This is a genomic window from Pseudoalteromonas sp. Xi13, from assembly GCF_003952205.1.
GTDB classification, from domain to species: Bacteria; Pseudomonadota; Gammaproteobacteria; order Enterobacterales; family Alteromonadaceae; genus Pseudoalteromonas; species Pseudoalteromonas atlantica.
Genome location: NZ_CP034439.1, coordinates 3,477,319 through 3,503,737 on the forward strand (window position 1 = coordinate 3,477,319; position 26,419 = coordinate 3,503,737).

At 42.3% G+C, this 26,419-nt stretch carries 29 protein-coding genes; 11 read left to right on the forward strand and 18 right to left on the reverse strand.

The features are described from left to right. Positions 1–13: 13 nt before the first annotated feature. Positions 14–325, forward strand: coding sequence for a DUF2909 domain-containing protein (locus tag EJ103_RS20390; RefSeq protein ID WP_126008524.1), 312 nt, complete (start codon positions 14–16; stop codon positions 323–325). On the opposite strand, the gene EJ103_RS15695 is transcribed toward EJ103_RS20390, so the two are convergent. From EJ103_RS15695 to lexA, 5 genes are all read right to left on the reverse strand, one after another. Beyond that, positions 225–1,100 carry a cytochrome c oxidase subunit 3 gene (locus tag EJ103_RS15695; protein WP_004588217.1) on the reverse strand — a complete coding sequence of 292 codons (876 nt, stop codon included), beginning with the start codon at positions 1,098–1,100 and terminating at the stop codon, positions 225–227. The genes EJ103_RS20390 and EJ103_RS15695 overlap by 101 nt on opposite strands. A gap of 35 nt (positions 1,101–1,135) precedes the next feature. Beyond that, the gene (locus EJ103_RS15700; protein WP_126008526.1) at positions 1,136–1,666 is read right to left on the reverse strand and encodes a cytochrome c oxidase assembly protein; all 531 of its coding nucleotides are present in this window, start codon (positions 1,664–1,666) and stop codon (positions 1,136–1,138) included. Continuing rightward, a complete protein-coding gene (gene ctaD / locus EJ103_RS15705; RefSeq protein WP_004588215.1) occupies positions 1,666–3,258 on the reverse strand; it encodes a cytochrome c oxidase subunit I in 1,593 nt (530 codons plus the stop codon). The genes EJ103_RS15700 and ctaD overlap by 1 nt, the downstream gene beginning before the upstream one ends. Continuing rightward, entirely contained in the window at positions 3,258–4,394 is a 1,137-nt protein-coding gene (gene coxB, locus EJ103_RS15710) for a cytochrome c oxidase subunit II (protein WP_126008528.1), read from the reverse strand. The genes ctaD and coxB overlap by 1 nt, the downstream gene beginning before the upstream one ends. Positions 4,395–4,866: 472 nt before the next feature. Next, positions 4,867–5,484, reverse strand: a complete 618-nt coding sequence (gene lexA / locus EJ103_RS15715; RefSeq protein WP_004588213.1) for a transcriptional repressor LexA — start codon at positions 5,482–5,484, stop codon at positions 4,867–4,869. A gap of 177 nt (positions 5,485–5,661) precedes the next feature. Here lexA and EJ103_RS15720 point away from each other — a divergent pair, with 177 nt between their 5' ends. Then, the gene (locus EJ103_RS15720) at positions 5,662–6,102 is read left to right on the forward strand and encodes a hotdog fold thioesterase (protein ID WP_004589367.1); all 441 of its coding nucleotides are present in this window, start codon (positions 5,662–5,664) and stop codon (positions 6,100–6,102) included. 10 nt (positions 6,103–6,112) lie between these two features. Here the strand turns inward: EJ103_RS15720 and EJ103_RS15725 are convergent, their stop codons facing one another. Continuing rightward, positions 6,113–6,493 carry a hypothetical protein gene (locus EJ103_RS15725; protein ID WP_004589368.1) on the reverse strand — a complete coding sequence of 127 codons (381 nt, stop codon included), beginning with the start codon at positions 6,491–6,493 and terminating at the stop codon, positions 6,113–6,115. Positions 6,494–6,721: 228 nt separating this feature from the next. Between EJ103_RS15725 and EJ103_RS15730 the strand changes: the two genes are divergently transcribed. Together EJ103_RS15730 and EJ103_RS15735 are read left to right on the forward strand one after the other, a co-directional pair. Continuing rightward, positions 6,722–6,976 (forward strand): Rho termination factor N-terminal domain-containing protein, encoded by a 255-nt coding sequence (locus EJ103_RS15730; RefSeq protein WP_126008530.1) that lies wholly within the window; start codon positions 6,722–6,724, stop codon positions 6,974–6,976. A 143-nt stretch (positions 6,977–7,119) separates the two neighbouring features. Continuing rightward, positions 7,120–7,836, forward strand: a complete 717-nt coding sequence (locus EJ103_RS15735) for a hypothetical protein (RefSeq protein WP_126008532.1) — start codon at positions 7,120–7,122, stop codon at positions 7,834–7,836. On the opposite strand, the gene EJ103_RS15740 is transcribed toward EJ103_RS15735, so the two are convergent. Continuing rightward, a complete protein-coding gene (locus EJ103_RS15740; RefSeq protein ID WP_054983318.1) occupies positions 7,811–8,161 on the reverse strand; it encodes a VOC family protein in 351 nt (116 codons plus the stop codon). The genes EJ103_RS15735 and EJ103_RS15740 overlap by 26 nt on opposite strands. Before the next feature lie 125 nt (positions 8,162–8,286). Between EJ103_RS15740 and EJ103_RS15745 the strand changes: the two genes are divergently transcribed. The 3 genes from EJ103_RS15745 to EJ103_RS15755 all read left to right on the forward strand — a co-directional run bounded on the left by EJ103_RS15745 (position 8,287) and on the right by EJ103_RS15755 (position 11,042). Continuing rightward, positions 8,287–8,946, forward strand: coding sequence for an endonuclease (locus EJ103_RS15745; protein ID WP_126008534.1), 660 nt, complete (start codon positions 8,287–8,289; stop codon positions 8,944–8,946). 108 nt (positions 8,947–9,054) lie between these two features. Then, positions 9,055–10,674: a S41 family peptidase gene (locus tag EJ103_RS15750; protein WP_126008536.1), complete on the forward strand. Its 1,620-nt coding sequence runs from the start codon at positions 9,055–9,057 to the stop codon at positions 10,672–10,674. After that, positions 10,674–11,042, forward strand: a complete 369-nt coding sequence (locus EJ103_RS15755; protein ID WP_126008538.1) for a hypothetical protein — start codon at positions 10,674–10,676, stop codon at positions 11,040–11,042. The genes EJ103_RS15750 and EJ103_RS15755 overlap by 1 nt, the downstream gene beginning before the upstream one ends. A 60-nt stretch (positions 11,043–11,102) precedes the next feature. On the opposite strand, the gene hmpA is transcribed toward EJ103_RS15755, so the two are convergent. Genes hmpA through EJ103_RS15770 form a run of 3 tightly spaced genes read right to left on the reverse strand, consistent with a single transcriptional unit; the run spans position 11,103 to position 13,806 of the window. Next, positions 11,103–12,284 (reverse strand): NO-inducible flavohemoprotein, encoded by a 1,182-nt coding sequence (gene hmpA / locus EJ103_RS15760; protein ID WP_126008540.1) that lies wholly within the window; start codon positions 12,282–12,284, stop codon positions 11,103–11,105. A 20-nt stretch (positions 12,285–12,304) separates the two neighbouring features. Then, positions 12,305–13,537 carry an NnrS family protein gene (locus EJ103_RS15765; RefSeq protein ID WP_126008542.1) on the reverse strand — a complete coding sequence of 411 codons (1,233 nt, stop codon included), beginning with the start codon at positions 13,535–13,537 and terminating at the stop codon, positions 12,305–12,307. Then, complete coding sequence (locus EJ103_RS15770; RefSeq protein ID WP_055255306.1) at positions 13,537–13,806, reverse strand: hypothetical protein; 270 nt, start codon at positions 13,804–13,806, stop codon at positions 13,537–13,539. The genes EJ103_RS15765 and EJ103_RS15770 overlap by 1 nt, the downstream gene beginning before the upstream one ends. 160 nt (positions 13,807–13,966) lie before the next feature. Here EJ103_RS15770 and norR point away from each other — a divergent pair, with 160 nt between their 5' ends. Next, positions 13,967–15,523, forward strand: a complete 1,557-nt coding sequence (norR, locus tag EJ103_RS15775) for a nitric oxide reductase transcriptional regulator NorR (RefSeq protein WP_126008544.1) — start codon at positions 13,967–13,969, stop codon at positions 15,521–15,523. Here the strand turns inward: norR and EJ103_RS15780 are convergent. After that, complete coding sequence (locus EJ103_RS15780; RefSeq protein WP_024033926.1) at positions 15,516–16,415, reverse strand: LysR family transcriptional regulator; 900 nt, start codon at positions 16,413–16,415, stop codon at positions 15,516–15,518. The two genes, norR and EJ103_RS15780, sit on opposite strands and share 8 nt — an antisense overlap. Positions 16,416–16,532: 117 nt before the next feature. Between EJ103_RS15780 and EJ103_RS15785 the strand changes: the two genes are divergently transcribed. Beyond that, the gene (locus EJ103_RS15785; RefSeq protein ID WP_126008546.1) at positions 16,533–17,099 is read left to right on the forward strand and encodes an NAD(P)H-dependent oxidoreductase; all 567 of its coding nucleotides are present in this window, start codon (positions 16,533–16,535) and stop codon (positions 17,097–17,099) included. Between the two features lie 3 nt (positions 17,100–17,102). Here the strand turns inward: EJ103_RS15785 and EJ103_RS15790 are convergent, their stop codons facing one another. Next, complete coding sequence (locus tag EJ103_RS15790; RefSeq protein ID WP_024033928.1) at positions 17,103–17,546, reverse strand: TerB family tellurite resistance protein; 444 nt, start codon at positions 17,544–17,546, stop codon at positions 17,103–17,105. A gap of 98 nt (positions 17,547–17,644) precedes the next feature. On the opposite strand from EJ103_RS15790, the gene EJ103_RS15795 reads away from it, so the two are divergent. Next, positions 17,645–18,019: a hypothetical protein gene (locus EJ103_RS15795; protein ID WP_126008548.1), complete on the forward strand. Its 375-nt coding sequence runs from the start codon at positions 17,645–17,647 to the stop codon at positions 18,017–18,019. Position 18,020: 1 nt separating this feature from the next. On the opposite strand, the gene EJ103_RS15800 is transcribed toward EJ103_RS15795, so the two are convergent. Both EJ103_RS15800 and EJ103_RS15805 read right to left on the reverse strand, forming a co-directional pair. Then, on the reverse strand, positions 18,021–18,614 hold the full coding sequence (locus EJ103_RS15800; RefSeq protein ID WP_126008550.1) for a hypothetical protein: 594 nt from the start codon (positions 18,612–18,614) through the stop codon (positions 18,021–18,023). Positions 18,615–18,657: 43 nt separating this feature from the next. Next, complete coding sequence (locus EJ103_RS15805) at positions 18,658–19,644, reverse strand: hypothetical protein (protein WP_126008552.1); 987 nt, start codon at positions 19,642–19,644, stop codon at positions 18,658–18,660. Between the two features lie 341 nt (positions 19,645–19,985). On the opposite strand from EJ103_RS15805, the gene EJ103_RS15810 reads away from it, so the two are divergent. After that, positions 19,986–21,497, forward strand: a complete 1,512-nt coding sequence (locus EJ103_RS15810; protein ID WP_126008554.1) for a DUF3360 family protein — start codon at positions 19,986–19,988, stop codon at positions 21,495–21,497. A gap of 83 nt (positions 21,498–21,580) precedes the next feature. Here the strand turns inward: EJ103_RS15810 and leuD are convergent, their stop codons facing one another. From leuD to leuA, 4 genes are read right to left on the reverse strand one after another with little or no spacing between them, the layout of a single operon-like run. Beyond that, the gene (gene leuD, locus EJ103_RS15815) at positions 21,581–22,180 is read right to left on the reverse strand and encodes a 3-isopropylmalate dehydratase small subunit (protein WP_004589386.1); all 600 of its coding nucleotides are present in this window, start codon (positions 22,178–22,180) and stop codon (positions 21,581–21,583) included. Further along, complete coding sequence (leuC, locus tag EJ103_RS15820) at positions 22,180–23,580, reverse strand: 3-isopropylmalate dehydratase large subunit (protein ID WP_126008556.1); 1,401 nt, start codon at positions 23,578–23,580, stop codon at positions 22,180–22,182. Before leuC ends, leuD begins: the two co-directional genes overlap by 1 nt. 54 nt (positions 23,581–23,634) lie before the next feature. After that, positions 23,635–24,711, reverse strand: a complete 1,077-nt coding sequence (leuB, locus tag EJ103_RS15825) for a 3-isopropylmalate dehydrogenase (protein WP_004589388.1) — start codon at positions 24,709–24,711, stop codon at positions 23,635–23,637. Continuing rightward, positions 24,708–26,261: a 2-isopropylmalate synthase gene (gene leuA, locus EJ103_RS15830; RefSeq protein ID WP_004589389.1), complete on the reverse strand. Its 1,554-nt coding sequence runs from the start codon at positions 26,259–26,261 to the stop codon at positions 24,708–24,710. The genes leuB and leuA overlap by 4 nt, the downstream gene beginning before the upstream one ends. Positions 26,262–26,419 lie beyond the last annotated feature (158 nt).

Below are 26,419 nucleotides of genomic sequence, written 5' to 3' on the forward strand. Positions count from 1 at the left end.
AAGGGTCAACCCAGTGATTATTAAAATTATTGTTGTGCTGCTGTTACTATTTATACTTTTCAACTTGTTTAGAGCGCTATTTATTATGGTGACCGATAAATCTGGCGGTCGGCCTATGTCGCATTTTTTAGGCCGTCGCGTGCTGTTTTCTGTGGTGGTTTTGGTGATGGTGATAGCCGCTGTAAAACTTGGTTTTATAAAGGCTAATCACTCACCATTAGCCGTTACAACACATACACAAAAACAAATAAACACAGCCACACCACATCAACAAAATGCCAGTACCAAGCCGCTGCTTGAAACGCAAAATGTTTATCTTTCGTAAAGTGGCCTTTTAAAATACGCACAAATACAACAAACAAAATGATGGCGCCAAGGGTCACATGCATGCCATGAAAACCTGTCAGCAAAAAGAATGTATTCCCGTAAATGCCTGCATCTAGTGTTAAGTTTAAGTCGTTGTAGGCATAAATATATTCTTCCACCTGCAATGCTAAAAAGCACACACCCAATAAAATGGTTGCCCCTAGCATCACTTTTAGCGGTTTACGTTTATTGTTTTCAATGGCTACGTGAGCAAAATGCAAAGTAACCGAAGACGCTAATAAAATAAGCGTATTAATAAGGGGTAAGCCTTGCCACCCCATAGCTTGCGTGGTTTCACCTGCTGGTGTGGTTAGTAGTGGCCATACGGCCTCAAAGGTAGGCCAAAGCACCTCGTTGGTCATCGCATTATTCCCAGCGCCGCCAAGCCAAGGCACCGACAATATGCGGGCGTAAAATAATGCGCCAAAAAAGGCCATAAAAAACATAACTTCAGAGAATATAAACCAGCTCATTCCTTGTCGAAATGAGCGGTCCATTTGCGCTGAATATAAGCCCTGATCAGACTCGCTAATTACATTTTTAAACCAGCTAAAAATCATATACAGCAGCACTGCAATGCCTGCATATAGCAGGTACACACCGCTGCCCCCTTCACTTTCTAAGTTCATGACTGTTAAAGCCGCACCCACTGCAATAAAAAATAACGCCACCGCGCCCACTATGGGCCAAGGACTTTGCTCGGGTACGTAGTAGTTTTCATAATCTTGATTCATGTTACTTGCTCCTAGTTTTACACTAGACATGCAGGCTAGTTATTACTTGCTACTAGCTGCTCACTAATATCAAATACGGTGTACGATAAAGTTAGCTCTTCTACATCGCTCGGCAGTGCGGTATCAACATAAAAAAGCAGCTTAAACTCAAGCTCTTCACCCGCTTTTAGGGGTTGTTGATCAAAGCAAAAGCACGCTATTTTATGTAAGTACTTGGCTGCCTTTCCGGGCGATACAGAAGGTACCGCTTGCATTACTTTATCGATATCACTGGTGTTCTTTGCGCTAAACATCACCTCACGCATGGCACCTGGTTTCACATCAACACTGTATTGTTTAGATTTAACAATAAACGGCGCACCACTTTGCGCATGGGTTGTAAAGCTCACACCTATTTCTCGATTTTGTGCAACCTGTGTACTTTGCTTAGCTTGTTCAAGCGACGGCTTGCCATTAAGCCCAGTTATGTCGCAAAACACGTCATATAAGGGCACTAAGGCAAATGCAAAAGCAAACATACCTATACAAATAAGAATTAGGCGCTTTAATAGCGGTGCATGTGTCATTATTTAATTTCCGGCGGCGTAGAAAAAGTATGATACGGCGCAGGAGAGTCCACTTCCCACTCTAAACCTTCAGCACCATCCCACACTTTTGCAGGGACTTTATCGCCCCCTCGGGCACATTTAATTACCACCGCCACAAAGAGTAACTGCGATAAACCAAAGGCAAACCCACCTATGCTTATGATTGCGTTAAAATCAGCAAACTGCAGGGCGTAATCGGGAATACGGCGCGGCATGCCTGCCAGCCCGACAAAATGCATAGGGAAAAACAATACATTTACGCTTACCAGCGACAACCAAAAGTGCCACTTAGCCAAGGCAATGTTGTACATGTTGCCCGTCCACTTAGGCAGCCAATAATAAGCCCCCGCCATAATCGAAAATATTGCCCCCGTAACTAACACGTAATGAAAGTGCGCCACCACAAAGTAAGTATCGTGATACTGAAAATCAGCAGGGGTTATAGCCAACATCAGCCCCGAAAAGCCCCCTAAAGTAAACAGCACAATAAAGGCAATACTAAATAGCATGGGCACTTCAAAACTTATTGACCCTCGCCACATAGTGGCTACCCAGTTAAATACTTTTACCCCTGTAGGCACCGATATCAGCATGGTCGCGTACATAAAAAATAGCTCGCCAGCAACGGGCATACCGGTCGTAAACATATGATGCGCCCACACAATAAAGCTCAGTAATGCAATAGAGGAGGTTGCGTAAACCATTGAGGCATAACCAAATAGTTTTTTACGTGAGAATGTAGGCACTATGGTCGAAATAATACCAAAGGCGGGTAAAATCATGATGTACACTTCGGGATGACCAAAAAACCAAAATATGTGCTGAAACATCACCGGATCGCCGCCACCTGCCGCATCAAAAAAGCTGGTTCCAAAGTATTTATCGGTGAGTACCATAGTGACCGCTCCGGCCAGTACGGGCATAACAGCAATTAATAAAAATGCGGTTATTAGCCATGTCCAAACAAATAATGGTAGCTTCATCCATGTCATGCCTGGGGCCCGTAAATTAACAATGGTCACAATTACGTTTATTGCGCCCATAATTGAGCTAATCCCCATAATGTGCACTGCAAACACAAACATTGCAGTGTTATCGTTACTGTACGTTGTTGAAAGCGGCGCATAGAACGTCCAGCCAAATGCGGGGCCGCCTCCAGGCATTAATAACGAGGCCAATAAAATTAAAAAAGCGAAGGGTAAAATCCAAAAGCTCCAGTTGTTCATTCTGGGCAGTGCCATATCTGGCGCGCCAATCATGAGCGGTACCATCCAGTTAGCAAGTCCCGTAAAGGCTGGCATTACAGCACCAAACACCATAATTAAACCGTGTACTGTGGTCATTTGGTTAAAAAAGTGTGGGTCTACCAATTGTAATCCTGGCTGAAATAACTCAGCCCGAATAACCATGGCCATTGCACCGCCAATTAAAAACATAGTCAGCGAAAAAATTAAGTACATGCTGCCAATATCTTTATGGTTTGTTGTGTATAACCAACGTTTAAAACCTTTGGCTGGGTGATGGCCGTGGTGAGCATCATTGGCGTTAGGTTGTTCTACTATGCTACTCATTAGTTCGCCTCCGCATCAAGTGCTGCCTGAATTTCACTAGGTTGGATGACATCACCCGTTTCATTACCCCACGCATTACGTTTATAGGTAATTACCGCTGCAAGTTGTTTAATTGAGAGCTGCTTTGCAAATGCCTGCATTGCAGTTCCTGGTCGGCCATGAATCACTACATCAATGTGATCTTTTATATCACCCAAAACAATGGGGCTGCCTTTTAGCGCAGGAAATACGCCCGGTAACCCCATACCTGTAGGTTGATGACACGCAGCGCAACTTGCCATATACACTTGCTCACCTAGTGTCATTAGCTCTTCTTTAGGAATTGTTTTATCAAGCAATGCTGCATCAGCAAGTGCGGCTTTTTGCTTAGCTTGCTTAGCATCTGCAAGCCATGCGTTAAAGTCCTCTTGCGATTTAGCTTCAACCACCACGGGCATAAAACCATGGTCTTTACCGCACAGCTCTGCACACTGCCCTCGGTAAATACCTTCTTCGTTGATGTTGGTCCACGTTTCGTTGATAAACCCCGGATTGGCATCTTTTTTAACGGCAAAATCGGGTACCCACCAAGAGTGAATAACATCATCAGAGGTCATTAAAAAACGCACCTTTTGATTAATTGGCAGTACTAAAGGTTTATCAACCTCAAGTAAATAATTAGGGTTTTTATTAGCAAGGTTGGCTATTTCGTCTTGAGGGGTAGATAAAATAGAGTAAAACTCTACGTCTTCGCCCATATATTCATAATGCCACTTCCACTGTGACCCTGTAATTTTAATGGTTAAGTCAGCCTTACTGGCATCTTCCATCGCAATGAGGGTTTTAGTGGCAGGGATTGCCATGGCAATTAAAATAACAAACGGAATGGCAGTCCAAAGAATTTCTACTTTGGTACTTTCATGAAATTGGGCAGGAACTGCCCCTTTAGATTTACGGTGATGAATCAGTGCCCAAAACATTATTGCGAACACTATCACCCCAATCACACAACATATTAAAAATATGGTCATGTGTAGCTGATATACATTATTACTTATATCGGTTACGCCCTTGCGCATATTGTATTGGCTATTAGCCAGCACTTGCTGCGGGAACATAATCAACACAAGCCACAAGGTAGAGGTCAGTTTACCCATGTGACGGCTCCTTTGATGCTATTGCGAATGCAAAGCGAAGAGGCATACGGCTTAAACGCCAATTCGTTATTTTTATTTTTTTACCAATCTTATTTTTGATTGGTATCGCTAGGACAACAAAAGGTTTGTGTATATTGTGTGTTCTCATAACTAAAAAGCTGTGAGTTATTGTTAGTCCAGCACATTAATGATTAGCTAAAAAACGTACAACAAGCAAGTTTTAGTATAAAAAACAATCAAGTGATATTTTAAAATTGACTAAATGACGGCGTATTAAATTGTTATTTAACAGCCAAGATACGAGCAAAATTAAGGGATGTAACACGCTTAGGAAGATAAAAGTATGAGTGAAAAAAAGTTTACAGCCTAAATAATTTTAGGGCGTTTTGAGATGGTGGAAGGTCTGTTTTTAAAACAAAAATGCACACTAAAAAGTGCGCATTTATAGATATTACTTAAAAATAGTTAAAAATTACATCCAGTCGGCATTTCTTATTACGCCAACGGCTAACCCTTCAATATTAAACGACTCGTTTTCAAGGTCTACTTCAATTGGCGTAAACTCTTCGTTTTCGGCGTGTAATAATACTTTTCGGCCTGCTTTTTCTAGGCGTTTTACGGTTACGTCTTCATCTACTCGTGCAACCACAACTTGGCCATTTTCTGCTGTTTGAGTACGGTGTACAGCAAGTAAGTCGCCATCCATAATACCTATATCTTTCATACTCATGCCGTTAACACGCAGTAAAAAGTCGGCGGCTGGTTTAAACATAAGTGGGTCTATTTTACAGTGACTCTCAACATGCTCTTGCGCCAAAATAGGCGAACCCGCTGCAACTCTACCTATTAATGGTAGACCTAGTTGCTCAGGCTCCTCTTCTTCAACCAATTGAATACCACGGCTTGCGCCTGGTTTCATTTTAATAACACCTTTTTTGGCAAGCGCTTTTAAGTGCTCTTCTGCGGCATTGGCACTTTTAAAACCGAGTGTTTGCGCAATTTCGGCACGTGTAGGAGGCATACCAGTGTCTTTAATAAAAACTTTTATTAGTTCGAGTATTTGAGCTTGGCGTTTAGTTAATGGTCGCATACAACTGGTTTTCCATACAGTACATTTAACTGTGAGTATATACAGTTAAATAAAAATCGCAAATTTAAATTGTGCTTTAAAATAGCTAAATACACCGCACCTGGATAAATTTTAGGTAATTACAGACGTTCAGTATTTAAAATGCTATAAATTTGCTTTCAATATAAAGGAGTAATTATGAGTATTTGGCATCAACCCATCACATTAGAGCTTTGCAAACAGTTAGATGAGGGAATAAACGGCCAAGGCACGCTGATGAAAACCATGGGCATAGAAATAACCGAAATAGGAGATGATTACCTAGTGGCTACCATGCCTGCTATTCCTGAGCATCATAATCCTATTGGTATGGTACATGGTGGCGCAAATGTGGTACTTGCTGAAACCGTAGCAAGCTACGCCGCTAACTTTGTAGTGGACTTTACAAAATTTTATTGTGTTGGACAGGAAATTAGCGCCAGCCACTTAAAGGCCTCTCGAAATGGCACTTTAACCGCCGTTACTCGTGCATTTCATATTGGTAAGCGCAGTTCTGTATGGGAAATAAAAATAACCAATAGCCGCGGCGAGCTTTGCTGCGTATCAAAAATGACCGCAGCGGTTGTCGAGCGCAAATAATTAACTATGGCTACTTTTCGATAGGGTAAATCGTTATTTCCATACCAGCGCCAATTGCAGATATACGTAGCAGTGTATCTGCATGTAGAGCTTGGTTAAAACACTTAGGTGACGTGCCCGACTCAAAGCCTATATCAAACGTTCTGCGCGAACAGCTTAGCCACTGCTTAAGCGCATTACGTGAACACGACTCTATTAATTCACATAAGTGGTTGATTGCTTTGTCTGGCGTGGTTATATCACCTGAGGCTTCAATACGCGCCAATTGACGATATTCGTCTTTGTCATAATGCAAAACCATCGCGTTTTTCTTTAAGTCTGCCACTAGGGCACTAATATCTTGTTTAGACTCAAGCTCTAGATCTACATTTAAAAATTGAATTTCCGACATTGTCTGCTTTTTACCCTCTTATAGTTTCATCGCAAACTTTAACGCAGTTTTACTTTTATACCAAATCAACTAAGCGCTAAACATGGCTTTATTAATAGAAAATACCTGTTTAAACGCCATTGGCATCTAATTTGCCTTATAAAACGGGTTAGGCTAGTTACGCTTAATTTTACCGTTTATGTATGAAAGTTATACACACACTGTGTAATTAAACGCTTCAGGAGGACAATTATGGCAGATCATGGCCCGCAAATTAAAAACGACGATCAGTACGATGCGCTTCGAGATGAAGGCATGAGCAAACAAAAAGCCGCGCGCATTGCTAATAGCAATACTCATAAAACCGCAGTTAAAGGCGGCAAAGCCTCAAAGTATGAGCAGCGCACTAAAAAGCAGCTGTACAATAAAGCTAAAGAGCTCGGCATTAGCGGCCGCTCAAAAATGAGCAAACAAGGGCTAATAAATGCCTTACGTGAGCATTAAACACAGCCTCACTGATTTTTTACCGCTCCTTTTTATTATTTTTATAAAGTTAGAGTAAGCTTATGAATAACTGCGACAAAATGCCGCAGTAAAAGCATGGGCTGCTGTAATACACTAACGCTAAAAATAATAAGAAGCACAAAATGAGAAAACAACTATTTAAGCGCGCTCGAAAACTACATAAGTGGCTAGGCTATTTACTTGCCTTACAAATTTTAGCTTGGCTTTTAGGCGGCTTAGTAATGAGCGCGATACCACTTGAATACGTACACGGTAAGCACCTTGCTAAGCGCATACTTACAAACCCATTTACTCAAGCAGACTACCCCACATCACTCGATAATATTACTGCGCAAGTGCCTAACCCCACGCAAATAGTGTTTGAGCACTTTTTAACGACCCCGCTTATTACTGTTATTAATAGTGGCGAGCAGCAAAGCTTTAATGGTTTAACGGGCCGCCCTTTTCAGCCACCGACTAAAATACAAATTACCGCTAATGCACAAGCGCATTTACTCATCGATGCTAAGCCAATTAGCACAACGCTTTTAAAACAAGGCACTCGAGAGGTGGGATACAAAACAAATGTGTGGCAAGTACAATTTAACGACACCTTTAATACTACGCTGTATTTAAATGCAATTAACGGCAAAGTTATCACCGTTCGCAGCACACTATGGCACATATTCGACTTTTTTTGGATGCTACACATAATGGATTACGACGAGCGTGAAGATTTTAACAACCCGCTTCTCATCAGTTTTGCAGCCACCAGCGTACTATTTTGTTTATGCGGTATTATTTTATTAATACAAAACGTTAGGCTAAAAAAACTTACACGTGTTGGTCAATCAAAATAGGGTTGCCGTCTGGGTCGGTAATAATAAAACTTTTATCACCCACAGGTTCAACCTGGATATGAGCGTTTTGAAAATATTCGCTAAGCGCATCAACATCCTTAAACTCTGTAACGGTTTGTGCGTTTTGATCCCAGCCAGGATTGAAGGTCAGCATGTTTTTATCAAACATACCCGAGAACAAACCAATTAAATGCTCACCGTTTTTCATCACTAGCCAGTTTTGCTCTATCTCACCTGCAAACTCGCTAAAGCCCAACTTTTCGTAAAACGCTTTTGAGGCTCTAATATCTTTAACTGTTAAACTTATTGAAAAAGCACCTAGCATAGTCATCTCCTCGCTATTTTTATATCAGTATAGAGTGTACTAAGCATTGCGGATTCAAATTTGTTCAGGCTTTATCTTTTAGCAGCAAAACTTTAGACTAGCGCCTCCTGTAGTTCACGTATGTGATGGATATGCTTAAATTTATTTTGGCCTTTGTGGCTTGTTGTATTTGTTTTTCTGCATCGAGTGAAGAATTTACCCGTTTTTCAACGGCTAAAAGGCACTTAATTAAAACCCTACCCGAAAACGCCAAAAGCCTTTACTGCGGCTGCAACATTAAAAAACAAGGTAAAAAGCTAATCCCCGACCCTAGCAACTGTGGTTATATTCCACGTAATACGTTAACTTCCTCTGGCAAGGTTAATGTACGTGCACTGCGTATAGAGTGGGAGCATATAGTGCCGGCGTGGGAATTTGGTCACCAGCTACAATGCTGGCAAAACGGTGGTCGTAAAAACTGTCGCAAGGTCAGTGCTAAATTTAGAAAAATGGAAGCCGATATAAACAATTTAGCCCCTGCTATTGGCGAAATTAACGCAGATCGCTCTAACTATCGCTTTGGCATGCTTAGCGAAAACGCTACCCAATATGGCCGCTGCCAAGTAAAGGTTAACTTTAAACAACGCGTTGTAGAGCCTCCTTTTTATGCCCGTAAGCGCATTGCCGACACCTACGCCTATATGCAAAAAACATACGGCTTAAAAATATCAGCTAAACAACAAAAGCTATTTGATGCCTGGCAAAAACAAGCATTTGCAGATAAAAGCAGCGCAAGTAAGCTGTAGCACACCTAAATGTATACACTCATTTACATAATTTAGAACCTAATACGTTGAATAAATGAGCGGGTGTTGTAGTATTTTAAACAACTTATTTACAAAAAGTAGTTTTGTATGTTTAAAAATAATAAAGCAACACTCGCTATTATTGCTGCACTTTCAAGCCTAACGCTTGTGGGCTGTGGCGGTGGTAGCAGCATGAATGAAACGCCCGACCCAGTCGTCACACCTCCTGCAAACACAGCCCCGACATGGACGGCAGGTGTATTTGAGCCATCGGAGGAGTTAAAAAACTTTTGCGAAAACCCACGCACAGGTAACGATCCGTTTAATAATAATGAGCCCTACCCTGACCAAGCAGGCTCAGCACTTTACGAAAAGCTTTGGCTTCGCTCGTGGAGCGACGAAACCTACCTTTGGTATGATGAAATAGCCGATAACGACCCTGAAAACTTTGCTACAGTGGCCGATTATTTTGCCCAACTAAAAACCGAAGAACTAACCGACTCTGGTGATAAAAAAGATAATTTTCATTTTTCAGAGCCTTCTGAGGACTACTTTCAAGAAGCGCAATCAGGTGTAACCTCAGGCTATGGTATAAATTGGGCATTTATTGGCGACCCAGCTGATAGAATTTTACGTGTTGCCTACCTAGAAGACGACTCACCAGCAAGCCAAATTGGTTTTCAACGTGGCGATACCGTACTTGAAGTTGATGGCGTAAGCATTAATACCAGCACACAAGCAGGCGTAGATACCTTAAACGAAGGATTATTTAGCCCCACTAATGGCGACTCGCACACCATCGTTGTGCGCAGTAACGATGGCGCTGAAAAAACCTTTAACGTAACTGCCGGCAACATAGAGCAAACACCTGTACAAAACGTAAAAACCATTACCACTGCAAATGGCACTAGCGTAGGGTACATGCAGTTTAATAGCCATATAGGTATTGCCCAAGAAGGCTTAATTGCTGCAGTTAATAAATTTAAAACCGATAACGTAGAAGAGCTTGTTATCGACTTTAGATATAACGGAGGCGGTTTATTAGCGCTTTCTTCGCAGCTGGCTTACATGGTGGCGGGCAGCGCCAACATTCAAAACCGTATTTATTACCAAACTCAGCAAAACGATAAACAACCGGTAGAGTCGCCTTTTCCGTTTATAGATGAAGAAATTGATTACTCAACTTTTTTTAGCACTGGCGAAAGCCTCCCCGATTTAAACCTATCTAAGGTGTATGTGCTTAGTACATCGGGTACGTGTTCGGCATCAGAAGCCTTTATTAATGGCTTAAAAGGCATTGACGCCGAAGTTGTGCTCATTGGCGACACAACCTGCGGTAAACCATACGGTTTTACCCCAACACATAACTGTGGCACCACCTATTACACCATTCAATTTAGCGGTATTAACAGTAAAGGGTTTGGTGAATATGCAGCAGGCTTTACGCCAACGCCTACACCGCAGTTTGATGCTGATGTAAAAGGCTGTGTAGTCAGTGACGACTTTGATAATCAATTAGGCGATCCAAACGAAGGGATACTCTCTACTGCGCTTTATCATATTGATAATAACGGCACGTGCCCTGTTAGCACCGCCTCTGCGAGTATTAAAACGCAAGTACAAAGCGCTGCTGGCGATAGCAAGCAGCTATTACCTTTAAACGCACCTAATAACGTTAACCGTGGCAATATGGATTTAACATGGCCTACGTTAAATAAGGATAAGTAATGGCTAAACTACTGGCAATATTAACCTTATTATTTATTGGAGGCTGTAACAGTATGAATAATGCCACTGCTAAGCCTGCACTACTAACCGAGGTAAACCCAGGCGTTATAGCCACGCTCCAGCAAGCGATTATAAAAGCAAAGGGCGGCACACTAGTTACACTGGCCGACACCGTTTTTACTAAACGCAGCGAGCTATTATTAAGCCATGGAAATAGTAAAGACTCAAATGGTATGCCCATAATGGGCGCGCATAATATCAAGCCAGAAAAGTTTGTTTTACAAATAATCGACAAGCAGTGCGTGCTTTATTATCCTAAAAAAGATATGTCTATTGAGCTTAAAAACGTAAGTTGTAAAGCACAATAAAATACTATTAAAAAGGCACACAGCATTAATACTGTGTGCCTTTATCGTTTTTCACTTGGTTTATAAGTCTTGATGCGGACCAAACACTTCGTAATGAATATGCTCGTTTTTAACACCGAGTGCCAGTAATTGGCTTTTCACAAACGCCATAAACCCAGCGGGGCCACATAAGTAAAAATCGCCATTTGTAAGAGGTAACTGTGTTTTTATGGCGGTTAAGTCCATTAACCCTGTAAAATCAGCCCCTTCACTACTTTGATTAAACCACGTAATAGTTTGCAAGCTGTTATAAGCCGTACTTAATTCATTTAAATAGTGTGCAAACGAGTGCTGCTGCGTATTTTCGCACGCATGTAAATACATAATATTTTGCTTAGGGTTATCGCTTAATAGCGTTTCGAGCATCGCAAGTATTGGGGTTTGCCCTACACCTGCTGAAATAAGTACCGCTGGGTTTTTACTATTTCGTAAAAAGAAATCACCTGCCGGCGGGTACAGTTCAACTACGTCGCCTTGAGCTAGTGAGTGTAAATAATTAGACACCATGCCAGGCTTTGGCTGTAGCTCTTTTTTAACGCTAATACGGTAGTTTTTACCATTGGCTTTTTGTGAAATAGAATACTGGCGAATTTCTTCATATTCAGCGCCCGCTGGTTTAACTTTAACCCCTAAATACTGGCCTGGTTTATGGGTAATCACCGCTTTGCCATCTATAGGCGTTAGTGTAAAACTTGTTACGAGTGCTGATTCAACCTGTTTGTTGGTTATTTCAAATTGGCGCGTGCCCGCCCAACCACCGTGTTTATTTTTACTGTGCTCATATAAAGCCGCTTCTTCGGTAATACAAATATCAGCAAGCAGTGTGTAAGCTTCACGCCAAGCGTATTCTACATCCGGCGTGAACTGCTCTGGTATTAGCTCTTTTAAGGTGCCAATTAAGTGAGCACCAACAATGGGGTAGTGCTCTGGTAAAATATTTAAACTGGTGTGCTTATGGTTAATGCGCGCTAATGCCTCTTTTAACACCGCTAAGTTATCAATATTTTGGGCGTATGCCGCTAAGGCGTTAAACAAAGCAAATTGCTGGCGCCCGGTGTTTTGGTTAGCCATATTAAAAATATTTTTAAGCTCTGGGTTATGGCTAAATAGTCGCTTATAAAAATGATCGGTCACAATCGTGCCGGCTTGCGCTAATAACGGAACAGTGCTTTTAACAATCTCAATGGTTTTATCAGATAACATAATGTAGTCCTGTAGGTAAACTAACCACGGCGCCCATCAACACGACGCCGCGTTAATATAGGTGTGCAGTAAATTAAAAATAACAAAAAAGCCACTAACCACAGCAAGGCACTGATCTGCCAAGCAAAGTGTGGCGCAATAATTAAAGGGAGTATGGAGCGAGTAATAGCTGCCACCAGCACAAGCGCAAAAGCAACAGATATATATTTAGGTGTATTAAGCGTGCGCCCTGTATGCCCTAGCGATACACGGGTCATCATGGCTAAAATCATCATCCCTATTGTGCCAATAGTGATAAGGTGGAGCGCATCTTTAAAATGTACTTCGCTTGTGTAAAAGCTCAGTGCAATCATCATTAAGCCAACACCTAAAGCAGAATAAGAAAAATGCAAAGACCATAATAAAGGCACTTTTAGCACGTTTGCATGCCACCAAAGTTTTGCGCGAATTAAGTGAAGCGCAGCCACTATTGCAACAATTAATGCAGGGCTAATTGAGCTTAAAAATAATTTACTGATAAAAAATAAAGTAATTGCCAATATTGATAAATACAGCAGTGCTTTATCAATTTTATGAGTGCGTACTTGCTCGCTAAGCGCTAAGCCTTTAGCTGTAAAAAAAGGAATAACCCGCCCTGCTACAATGCCGACCAGTAAACTGACAACCAGTACCGCAGTGTCAACCACAGCTAATGCAAGCTGCATGTTGTTATTTAAAACAAGTAGTAAATAAAGAGTATTAAGGGCGCACAACACGCTTAAAATAACTAAAAAAGGGTAATTATTTTTACTGCGTGCTGTTATTAGCATATTAGCCAGTGCCGTAATTGCCCCTAGCCACCATGCTAGCTGTAGCACAGTAACAAGCCATAAATTAGCATTAGCAAAATCAGCCAGCTTTATAAAAAACGCTAAACGAGCACTTATCCATACAAAAGTAAGCAGCATAAGTGCTTTGCCATTTATACTTTCAACGCCTGTCCAAGTTTGTGCCGCCGTAAGTAAAAAACCGACGGCTACCACTCCTGCAAAGCCGAACAGCATTTCGTGCGCGTGCCAAAGTGTGGCTGGCATGGTTAAGTGCCAACTAGCATAGCCCGTTAAAATAAGTAGCCAATACCCTATCGATAAAAATGCCAGCAAACCGCCTGCTAAAAAGTAGGGTCTAAATGCAAGCATCCATAACGGCCATTTTGTTACGTGATGAATAGCTATGTGCGCTGGCATTGGCTCTGTTAAATTTAGTGGGCGCATTAGCGTACTTCCTGCCCTAAACCATGTTGAGCAACACAACGCAGCACATAACTAACTTTTAAAATAGCTGCCACTACAATCGTACTAATATGCGCTGATATTTGTACCTGCATCGAAAAGTGCTCTGCGTACGGGTAACTAATTAAAATGCTCACAACCATACAAATAGCGCTAAGCCCTAATACTGTATTAGCAGTAAATAATAGCGATTTAAAAAATGCGCCTAACTCAACCTGGTTGTTTACATTATTTAGTGTAAGTGTGTTCATAACTACCTCAGCAACCATTAACGTTACTTAGCTATTACACATAGTGTGCCAATAAAATAAAACACTAATATTCAGTAAGTTAAATATAAACACTTTACAAATTGAGTCTTTATGACACACTCTAATTTAAATCATAAAAACACGAATAGGTCATTTTGACATGAACCAACAATTCAACCTTACCCAAGTGGCTTTAGAGCTTGCCCAAAGCACGCTGCACGAGCACAGCTTTGATCAATTATTGGCAACGGTTGAACGTGCAATACCTAGTGATGCCAGTGCATTACTTGTGGTGCAGGGCGAGCAACTTAAGCCCTTAGCCATCAAAGGTCTGATGCCCGATAGCCTTGGTAGGCGCTTTAAAATAGCAGAGCACCCTCGATTAGCGGCCATTTGTAGTGCAAACCACGCATTACAGTTTGCACACGACTGCCCCCTGCCCGACCCATACGACGGCCTGCTGCTGGCCAAAACGGGCGATATTCCTGTGCATGCTTGCTTAGGTTTACCCCTTTACGATAAAAGCACTTTGCTAGGCGTGCTTACATTCGATAGCTTAAACGCAAATGCCTTTAGCAGTATCAGCGTGGATACGCTAAGCACCTTACAAACACTGTGCAGTGCGCATTTTAAAACAGCCCTGGAGCTTGCCCATTACAAACACCATGCACAGCATTCAAACGCCCTTGTACAAGCGCTAACGCGTGATGCACTTACTCGCGATGGCGGCGAAATTATTGGCCAAAGCCCTGTAATGCAAACGCTTAAAAATGAAATAAAACTCGTAGCGGCCTCTAATTTTAGTGTATTGGTGTTAGGAGAAACGGGCGTAGGAAAAGAGCTAGTAGCGCGTAATATTCACTTAAATTCTGCCCGAAAAGATCAACCGCTGATTCACTTAAATTGTGCCTCTCTTCCCGAGAACCTTGCAGAGAGTGAGTTTTTTGGCCACGCCAAAGGCTCATTTACTGGCGCACAAAATGCCCGCCAAGGTAAGTTTCAGCTAGCTGATGGCGGCACGTTATTTTTAGACGAAATTGGCGAGCTACCATTGGCTATGCAAAGCAAATTATTGCGGGTGTTGCAAAGTGGTGAAATACAAACAGTGGGAGAAGACACGCCAAAATATGTGGATGTAAGGGTAATAGCAGCCACTAATCGTGATTTAAAACATGAGGTAGCGCAAGGCCGCTTTAGAGCCGATTTATATCACCGGCTAAGTGTTTACCCTATTACCGTGCCGCCACTTAATAAACGCGAGCACGACATAACTTTACTGGCTGGTTATTTTATTGAACAAACTGCCCGTAAATTAGGTATTAAACAATTAAAGCTAAGCACTGAAGCGCAAGTATTGCTCAACCAATACAGTTGGCCTGGTAATGTACGCGAGCTTGAGCATGTTATTAGCCGCAGCGCATTAAAAGCTAAACAAAGCCAGTGGCAAAACCCAATAATAACAATTACAAGCGAGCACTGCGATTTAACCCAACAACCAAACAACAACGCGCACGTTAGCACGCCAATTACCGCCCACACTGCCCATCATCAGCCTTTAAAACAGGCCGTTGAATCTTTGCAATTTACGGTTATTACCGAGCAATTAAAACAGCATAATTATAATTGGGCAGCTACTGCACGAACCCTTGAACTCGACAGAGCCAACCTAGTTAGGCTTGCCAAACGCCTAGGCATTAAAGTTAAAAAAACTATTTAACGTGTGGCATGTTACTAAAGTAGGTTTTTAATAAGCCAGCAAAAGCTTGTACTTTCGCGGTGCGGTGTACTAAATGGTGAGTAACCAACCAAGAGTCAAACTCCCAATGTAATTTGTCGTGCAATATAGGCACTACGTCGGGGTTATTTTCTATCGCGCTTTGGTGCAACCCCCCTATGCCTAAGCCTTTAATAACCGCGCGCGCCGCTTCTGAGGTTTCTGATACTCTTAATTTAATTTGCGACTGAGGAATAAACTCATCAACCCAGCTAAAGTACGGTACACGCGCATTAAATCCCGCAATACCCGATATAAAATTATGCTGCTTTAAGTCATCTAAGGTTTTTGGCATGCCGTGTTTAGCAATATAACGTTTGTGCGCATATAGGCCGGCCGATAGCTTAGCTAAGTGCTGCGCTATATAGTCGCCTTCATCAGGTTTGGGGCCTACACGTATTGCTATATGAGCTTGTCCGTGGTCAAGCCTTAAGCGCTTTTGCTCTAAAATCACTTCTAGCTGCACTTGCGGATGCAATGTTTGAAATTGCTCACACACGTTGCTTAGCATATCCATAAAACCACTTACGGTAGTCAGTAACAAGCTCCCTCTGAGCTCACTATCGGCTGCGGCAATGGCATTATGTAAACCTTCGAGTGAGTTATCTATTGCTTGTGCGGTTTCAAATAATTTTGCCCCGCTTTCGGTTACTTTATATCCGCGCGCATGGCGATGAAATAACCGTACATTTAAGTTTTTCTCTAAGTTATTTATGCGTCTCAGCACTGTGCTATGGTGCACACTTAATGCCTCTGCTGCGGCGGTCAAAGTACCTAGCCTTGCCACTTCAAAGGCAACTTTTACGTCTTGCCAGTCGTCAAATTTTATTGCCACGCTACCCACCTTCTACTTATGTGCATATACGCACATAAGTGTTGCGTTTATTCGGGTTTTCTACAAGCAAAAATTTGCTACATTAGTGTCATACCCAACCAATAAAAGGTCTTAATTATGTCAGCACCAAAAATTATCGCGCTCGCGGGTAGCCTGCGTAAAGACAGCTTTAACCAAAAACTCATTAACGAAGCAGCTCGTTTTGCTCTGCAAACCGGTGCTGAAGTGGAAGTAATTACACTCGCTGAGTTAAATTTGCCATTATTTAGCGAAGACATTGAAGCGCAAGGCACACCCACCGATGCCCAACTATTAAAAGATAAACTGCGTAATGCTGATGGTATTTTACTAGCAAGCCCAGAGTACAACGGCTCAATTACTGCTGCACTTAAAAATGCAATTGATTGGGCATCGCGAACTGAGCAAGGCGCAGTCCCCGCATTTCGCAACAAAGTAGTGGCGTTATTTGCTACATCACCGGGTGGGCTTGGTGGTTTGCGCGGCTTAAACCATGTACGCGATATTTTAAGCGGGATTGGCTCGTTAGTACTTGCCGATCAGCTCGCTATCCCATCTGCATTTACTGTATTTGACGAAGATGGAAAAATTAGCGACCCAACCACAGCAGAAAAAATTAGCGTATTAACGCAGCAGCTCGTTTCTGTTGCTAGTAAATTAAGCTAATTTTTACGATTGTGTCGCTGCTAATTTAGCAGCGATAAAATCGGTGTGCGCTACATATAAAAGCCCAGCCACTTTGCGTATTACATACTCTTCTTGGGGGTCTATCTCTCCATCAGCATACGCCAATCGCCATAATAGCTCAATTATTTCAATGCGCTGCGCCGCACTGCAGTGATCGTTAATCTGCTTAGAAAATTGAAAGTAATCAATAGCCCCATCTAAGCTACCAGCGGCATTGTTGGTGAGCTCATCAACTTCCGATTCTGTTAAATTAAAGTATTTTTTTAAGGTTACAGTCAGGGTGTGTTGTTCATTATGGTCGAGCTTAGAATCAGCACGCATTACTTCAATAAGCAGCGCAGCAACCGCTGTTTTTAGATCATGCTGCTCTATGCTTGGCTGTTGCTCGTCAAAAGCGGCAAACAGTTGTTTTATTTGTTTGAACATCACATATTCTCTTTTTGGGTGTTAGACTTAACTTAAATACATCGCACTTAATGCTTTATTAATGGGTATTAAGTTCGCAAATTAAAGGATACATTTTTATGAAAGGCTTATACACACCGCATTTAGTTGTTGGCGCTGCATTGCTAGCCTTTTCTGGTATAGGGAGCGCCTTTGCAGAAGTAGGCGAAAAAGAAAAGTCATACGACTTTGATAACAAAGTACATTATTACCAAACCAAAATTGGTGAAGACAACTATAAAATAGAAATACAATCAGACGATTACAAACACTTTGCTAATCAAAGTATGTTTTTACTGCGCCACGCAGACAGATTATGCCGCGGCAGAACCTTTATGTTAAAAGTGCTTGAAGGCGTGCAAGAGTACGAACGTTTTCCTACTAAACCACGCGCTTATCAACCACCATTAAACGTTTTACTACAATGTGACGCACCCAAGAAAAAAGAAAAATAGTTTATTTTTCGTAGCCCCACGGCGCTGCTGGTGGAGTAATTGGTTTAGTTAAATCAAAGTCCACCTTAAACTCGCGCCCTTGGCGAATTAACCGATACGTAAATACCTCAGGATAAATATACATTTGCCATGTATTACCTGCCGACTGCGCTATCCCTTGTGCTACAAATAACTCTTTAGAGTATTGATCGGCCGGGAAAGACTGCATTTGTGCAAAACCCGCATCAAGAGTATGACCGCCATACATAGTTGAGGCATCGTCGCTGCCATCTTCATGGCGATGATCATGCTTTAAGCTCAAACCACTGCCCGTTTTAGTAATGAGCCATGTACGCGATGCATCATCTCCCACATGAAATGGTACTTGTAGCTCGCTATCTGTGCATTTACGAACATGCATAATTAGTTTTTTATTCTCAAATGAGCTTGGGCCTTTTGCGTTATCTACGCTTACTTTGCCCTCAAACGCTTTACCACAATGTGCAGCTATATTATTAAAAAATGCATCGTGTGTAGGTATAGATACCAAAGGCGCAGGACGCGCAATAGCCGCTGATGAGGCAAGTAATAACGTTGCTGCCGTTAATAATTTCATAAAGTACTCTTATAATAGTTTTTTAATACCATAGCGGTTTAAGTTAATAATGGGAAATAGCTGCGACAAGTGGCTTTTCTGCTCTGTTTTTCATTAATGTTAAAAGTGAATAATGGAAGTCTTGAAAAATCATCTCACCCCATATTCGCGAATAAACACCAAAATTTGTATTATCTTGCACAGTCGTTTTTAAAGTTAAAATCGTATTGCCGCTTTTATCTTCACTTAACGCATACCCACCATACAGAGGTGAAAAGTATTCCCCGCCTAGTTTTACGTGTTTATCGAGTGCGTCATCGGGAATAGCATCAGGGTCTATCTCAAATCTATAAAGCATCTGTTTATTTGGCTGCCAATCCGTAATCACTTCTTTAAATTTAACTCCTTTTTGCCATTTACTGGTTCTAACAGCCCCAACCCCCGTAGCATTCATATTTGCCTCTAAAGGTTTAGGTACACCTATTAATTGGGTAAGCGAAAATGGCAATTCTTTTGGCTCTATGGTGCTTACATTTGTAAGCTGCTGCCACACACGATTTATAGGCGCTTCAATAACTATAGAGTTGGTGACTTCGTACGTTTTTGATAAGTGTAAATAATTTACCTCAATCGGTGAGAGCAATACAGGAAGCAAAGCTATTGAAAGTAAAGGCCTGTTAGCGTTTTTTGTTTGACGGTTTTTAATAAAGCCTGCCAGTAAACCACCCATACTTGCAAAGAGCATAAAGGCAGGCAAAGCCATTGCCACACAAATACTGCCTTCCAGCAGTGTAATAACGCTTACAAGTAAAAAAACAAAAATTGGCTGCCAAGCAATTGTCACCATTTGCCTTTTAGTTAATGTATTTGAGCTTTTAAATTCAAAATGAATACGAATATAGCCAATTGCAACGGGCACTAAAAACATAAATGAAATGGATACAAGGCTACTTAAATTATAAGTATCAAGCAGCTCCACAAACAGCCGCATAAATATGCCGTAAAGCGTACCGAGTAAAATACCAATTGATTTAGGAGATTGAATTTGCATTGTATTTCTTATTATTTGAGTAACCATTGAACCTAGCAGATGCGCTATTTCAGTTCAATTAAAATACATAAGCCACTACTTAGACTAAAGGATAACAGCCTTGTTTTTACAATGTTTCACCAAATTAGAACACATAAAAAAACAAATCAACACACTGATTTTAAACAAAATATACTTTACATTTAAGAATGCCAACACAATGATTTAGCATAAAATAAAGCCATACACGACCTTTTGCCTATACATTCCTGAGTAAAAGCTGATCTACTCTGCTCCTTCACTATTCATTTGCTTTAACAAAAGCCGTATTAATAAATAAGCAACGAGTAACAGGAGGGACTATGTCAGTAACCCCAAAGGGTCACGAGCCAGAAAAAACAAGCGCACCGCACGTAGATGATGCCAACAGCTATCAAAATAAGCATAAAGCTAGTTCAGAGTTTAATACCCGCGACGAATACCTAGAACACGAGCTGCAAATTATGCAGCCTAAACGCTGGCGGCCTAATTTACCATTTAGAGACTACCGTTTTGAATTTGAAGACACGATTCCTGCTATGGCGGGCACCATCGGTAAAGTCGTTATGGTAGGTGCTATTGCCGCTACTTTTGCAGCGCCACTGGGTTTAAGCGATGCGTTTGTGTTAGAAAACGTACGCTATGAATTACTGATTGTTTCTATTTTTATTATTTTGTTTTCGGGCTTTATTTTACCTACCGCTAACTTAGCGGGTACTCATGGGCCACTTATTCCTCTTATTCCTATTGTGGTTGCCGCTGGCGGCCATCCTATGGCGTTTGGCTTACTGATTGGTGCCTTTGGCTTTATTTTAGCCATAACCAAAGGAGGGAGCTTGCTGGCACGCTTAACCAGTAAAGGTGTGTGCGGGGGCTTACTTATATATTTAGGCTTTATTGGCACAATTTCGCAGGTTAAAAAGCTGTTTGCATGGGCTGAGGCCATTGATATGGCGCACATTGCATTTATTGTTATTTTGGCGACCATTTTATTGTATGCGTTACTTGAGCACTTTAAAAAGCGCTGGTTGGCTGTGCCGCTTAGCTGCCTTATTGGCGGTGTGGTTGCATTTGCACTCGGTGCGCCGTTTGAATTTAATACTGCGCCGGGCTTACCAAATATGAACCCAGCTTATTGGTGGGGCGAAAACACAGGCTGGATGCTTGGCTTACCTACGCTTGAAAGCTTTGTGGTTGTGCTGCCGTTTGCGGTATTGGCTGTGGCTATGTGGTCACCGGATTTTTTAGGGCATCAAGTATTTCAAAAAATTAGTTACCCGCAACGCACTGAAAAAGTTCAAATGAACATAGACGACACCATGCTAAGCGCATCGGTTAGACAAACCTTTGGCTCGCTGGCCGGTGGTGCTAACTTTACCTCATCGTGGGGGACTTACATTGTCCCTGCCGCTATTGCTAAACGCCCTATTCCGGCAGGCGCCATTTTAACAGCCGTATTTTGTATTATTGCGGGTTTATGGGGCTACCCGATGGATTTAGCCATTTGGCAACCTGTGCTGTGTGTTGCGCTTATTGTAGGTGTGTTTATTCCGCTGCTTGAGGCGGGTATGGAAATGACACGCGAAGGTAAAACAACGCAATCGGCCGCTATTGTTGTGTTTGCCTCAAGCTTGGTTAACCCTGCTTTTGGTTGGTCACTGACTATGCTGCTTGATAACTTAGGCTTAATTGGCTGTAAAGAGCGCAGTGCTAATTTAACTAAAATGAGCCGCTGGGTTATTCCGCTAATTATGTTTGTTATTTTAACTACCGTTATGGCTATTGTTGGTATGCTGCCAGGCATACCTGCGCTAATGGCAGATTTTAGACATTAATAATTAGAAGACTTAAACATAAAAAAAGCGCGGCTTATATACTCAGCCGCGCTTTGTTTTCATATGTAATTAATTGCTTTTCGTTACTGCCAAGGGCGCTCAGCAGCAAGTTGTTTTTCAAACGCATCAATTTGTGGATTTAGCGTTTCGGTCACACCAATAAAATCTAAGCCACTTAATAAACGCTCTTTTACATCTTTACGAATATCAAAACTAATTGGCGCAAACTTATCGCTTGTTAGTGTTTGGTTTTCAAGATCGATTTGAATGTTTATATCGTCGTGTTGCTCACTAAGTACAAACAATTGCTCAAGCGTATCAGCCGGTAGCGCAATGGCTAACATTTGGTTGTTGCCACAGTTATTAAAGAAAATATCAGCAAAGCTTTCCGCTAAAATTACTTCAAAACCATATTGCTTAAGCGCCCACGGTGCATGCTCGCGTGATGAGCCACAACCAAAGTTGTCGCGGGTTAGTAATATTTGCGCGCCTTGGTAGCATGGGCGATTTAAAATAAAATCAGGATTTGGTTCGCCGTTTTCTAGGTAACGCCAATCGTAAAACAGTGCTGCATCAAAACCATCACGGCTGGTTGATGTTAAAAACTGCTTTGGAATAATTTGGTCTGTATCTACATTGTTTTTATCAAGTGGGGCCATTAAGCCACTAAAAAATACGCTCATTAGGCTTCTCCTCTTATATCAACAAAGTGACCATGTATTGCAGCAGCCGCTGCCATTGCAGGGCTCACTAAGTGCGTACGCCCGCCACGGCCTTGGCGGCCTTCAAAGTTACGGTTAGACGTAGATGCACAGCGTTTGCCCGCTTCTAAGCGGTCGTCGTTCATTGCTAAACACATTGAACAGCCCGGCTCGCGCCACTCAAAACCTGCCGCTTTAAAAATATCAGCTAAGCCTTCGTCTTCGGCTTGCTTTTTAACAAGGCCAGAGCCCGGTACGATAAGTGCTTCGATGCCAGCTACAACCTGCTTACCTTCAACAATTTTTGCCGCTGCACGTAAATCTTCGATACGGCTATTAGTACATGAGCCAATAAAGACCGTATCTACTTTTGCGCTTGATAATTTATCGCCGGCTTTTAAGTCCATGTATCTAAGTGCGCTGCGTATAGCATCAGCTTTAATTAAATCTGGTTCTTGGTCAGGATCTGGTATGCATTCATCAACGCCAATTACTTGCTCTGGGCTTGTGCCCCACGTAATTTGCGGCTGAATGTCGTCAGCTTCAAGCTCAACAATCAAGTCAAACTCTGCGCCTTCATCTGATTTTAAGGTTTCCCAGTATTCAACTGCGGCGTCAAAGTCAGCGCCTTTAGGTGCAAATGGGCGACCTTTTAAGTAATCATACGTAATTTGATCTGGTGCTATTAAACCTGCTTTTGCACCCATTTCTATACTCATGTTACATAGCGTCATACGGGCTTCCATTGAAAGTGCTTCAATGCCTTCACCACAAAATTCAGCAACATAACCTGTACCGCCAGCTGTACCTAACTTACCAATAACCGCCATAATTAAATCTTTAGAGGTTACAGTTGGGCGTAGCACACCGTTAATTTGAATTTTTAACGATTTTGCCTTTTTTTGCTGTAGCGTTTGCGTTGCTAATACGTGCTCAACCTCAGACGTACCAATACCGTGCGCTAATGCGCCAAACGCGCCATGCGTAGAGGTATGGCTATCACCACATACAATGGTAGTGCCAGGCAAGGTAATACCTTGTTCTGGGCCCATTACATGCACTATGCCTTGGTTAATTGAGTTTAAATCGTAAAGTACAATGCCAAACTCTTTACAGTTAGCATCAAGTGCCATTAACTGGTTTTTAGATACTTCGCTTGCGGCATCAAGTGATCGGCTTTTAGTCGATACGTTATGATCCATTGTTGCAAAGGTTTTTTCTGGGCAACGTACCGTACGGTTTTTTTCACGTAGGCCTGCAAAAGCCTGTGGTGATGTCACCTCGTGTACTAAATGACGGTCAATATAAAGTAAATCAGTTTGCTCGTTTATGCTGGCAACGGTATGTGCTTGCCAAATTTTGTCGTATAACGTTTGGGCCACTTGCTAATTCCCTACTTTGTTAAGTCGCAGCATAACGGTGCTGCGATTTATATATTAAATACGTGAAACGATGGCAGCTGCCACATCGCTTGTGCTGTATCCACCTTGTGGGTAGATATCTGGCGTGCCGACGCCTGCTTCTACGGCTTCGGCTACGGCTTTTTCAATAGTGCGCGCTGCTTCGTCTTGGCCTAATGAGTAACGTAGCATAAGTGCAGCACTTAAAATTTGCGCAATCGGGTTTGCAACCCCTTTGCCAGCAATATCTGGCGCTGAGCCACCGGCTGGTTCGTACAAACCAAAGCCCGATTGATTCAAGCTTGCCGATGGTAGTAAGCCCATTGAGCCTGTGATCATCGCACACTCATCTGACAAAATATCACCAAATAAGTTATCGCAAAGTAGCACGTCAAACTGGCTAGGCTGTTTAACTAATTGCATAGCTGCGTTATCTACGTATATGTAATCTAGGCTGACTTCTGGGTAGTCTTTGCTTACTTCGGTAACTACTTCACGCCATAATACGCTTGATGCAAGCACGTTTGCTTTATCAACCGACGTTACATGATTACTGCGTAATTTTGCTGCTTCAAAGGCAAAACGGGCAATGCGTTCAATTTCTTTACGCGAGTAAGTTTGTGTATCAAATGCAGCTTCTTCAGCGCCTTCGCCGCTTCGGCCTTTTTCACCAAAGTAAATGCCGCCAGTAAGTTCGCGTACACATAAAATATCAAAGCCTTTTTCGCTAATATCTGCACGTAATGGCGATGCTGCGCTAAGCGCCGGTAAAAGCTGTGCTGGGCGTAAGTTACAAAACAAACCAAAGTGCTTACGAAGCGGTAAAAGCGATGCACGCTCAGGTTGCTCGTTAGGGGGTAGGTTTTCCCATTTTGGGCCACCTACCGAGCCAAATAAAATGGCATCGGCGTTTTCACACGCGCTTAGCGTTTTTGGTGGTAATGCTTCACCAAATTCGTCAATGGCTGCGCCACCAATAGCATGATGCTGACGGTTCAGGGTAAAACCAAACTTATTGCTTACAGCATCAAGTACTTGCTCTGCTGCTGCCATTACTTCTGGGCCAATACCGTCGCCTGCTAATACAGCAACGCTGTAGTTTGTTTTACTCATCCTGCTTTCCTTTGTTGTTTTAAATCAGACACTTTTTGTGCACGATAAATTAAGTTGTAAACACGGATCATGGCGCGTACCGACGCCTCTACCACATCCGCAGCAATACCCGCACCGTGATAAGGGCGACCATCGTATTTAGCAATAATGTTTACTTGACCAAGCGAGCTTGCGCCTTGGCCAGTGGCTTCTAAATTGTATTCAATCATTTCAACGCTCATACCAGTTAAGCGCTCAATAGCCGCAAATGAGGCTTCAACAGGGCCATTACCTGTAGCAGCTTCTTGTTTTGCTTCGCCATCAATTAACATCCCAATGGTAGAGCTGGCTACCGACTGTGAGTTAGACGCTGAGTTTACAAACTCTAATTGGTATTTTTCGTCTTTGTCGTTAATTTGATTAAAGTAAATCATGGCTTCAAGGTCGTAATCGTATACGGTGCCTTTTTGATCAGCTAACGCTAAAAAGCTTTCGTATAAGCTGTCCATATCGTAGTCAGCTTTTTGATAACCTAACTCTTCTAAGCGGTGCTCAATAACATGACGACCCGAACGCGAGGTCATATTTAATTGGTTATTTGGCACACCGACGCTTTCTGGCGACATAATCTCATAAGTATTTTGCGCTTTTAATACGCCATCTTGGTGTATGCCCGAGCTATGTGCAAAGGCGTTTTCGCCCACAATCGCTTTATTTGGCTGTACCGGCATATTGCATATTTTTGCCACTTGGCGAGATGCGCGATAAATTTCTTCGCTTTTAATATCGGTGTGTACGTTTAAGTGGTCTTTGCGCATTTTCATGATCATCGCCACTTCTTCAAGCGAGCAGTTACCCGCACGCTCACCAATACCATTTATTGTACATTCAATTTGGCGAGCACCGGCTTGTACCGCGGCTACCGAGTTAGCTACAGCTAAACCTAAATCGTTATGACAATGTACACTTAAACGCGCTTTATCTATATTCGGCACGTTATTCATTAAATGGCGGATCATTGCGGCGTATTCGTCTGGCGTTACAAAGCCAACGGTATCAGGTAAATTAATAGTAGAGGCACCGGCGTTAATTGCCTGCTCAACAATTTTACATAAATCCCAGTGCGGCGTACGCCCGGCATCTTCACACGAAAACTCAACATCATCAGTGTAGTTACGCGCTAATTTAATTGATTTAACCGCCATGGCCGTTGCATCGTCTAGGCTCATACGTAATTTGTGTTCAAGGTGCAAAGGGCTTGTGGCAATAAAAGTATGAATACGGCTTTGCTGTGCTGTGCGAAGCGCCTCACCACAGGCTTCAATGTCTTTTGCTACTGAACGTGCTAAACCACAAATAATTGGGCCTTTAACCTCGGTTGCAATACGTTGCACCGAGCGAAAATCAGCGGGGCTCGAAACCGGAAAACCCACTTCCATCACATCCACGTTCAAGCGGCTAATAGTATGCGCTAGCTGAATTTTATCGTCTTCTGTAAGGCTTGCTTTAAGTGCCTGCTCGCCATCACGTAAGGTGGTATCAAAAATCCATACTTTATCTTTGTCTTGCATAACTGCCCCTCATTCCTCTGTTACCCAAATTTCAATTTATCCCAGCCGCGAGATAATAAAAAACCCCGCAATTGCGGGGTTTTTAGTGTTTAACTCGATGCAAACACACTAATCCCCGCTCACTGACCATAGCAGTAAGAGGTTAAGTTTTAGTGTAA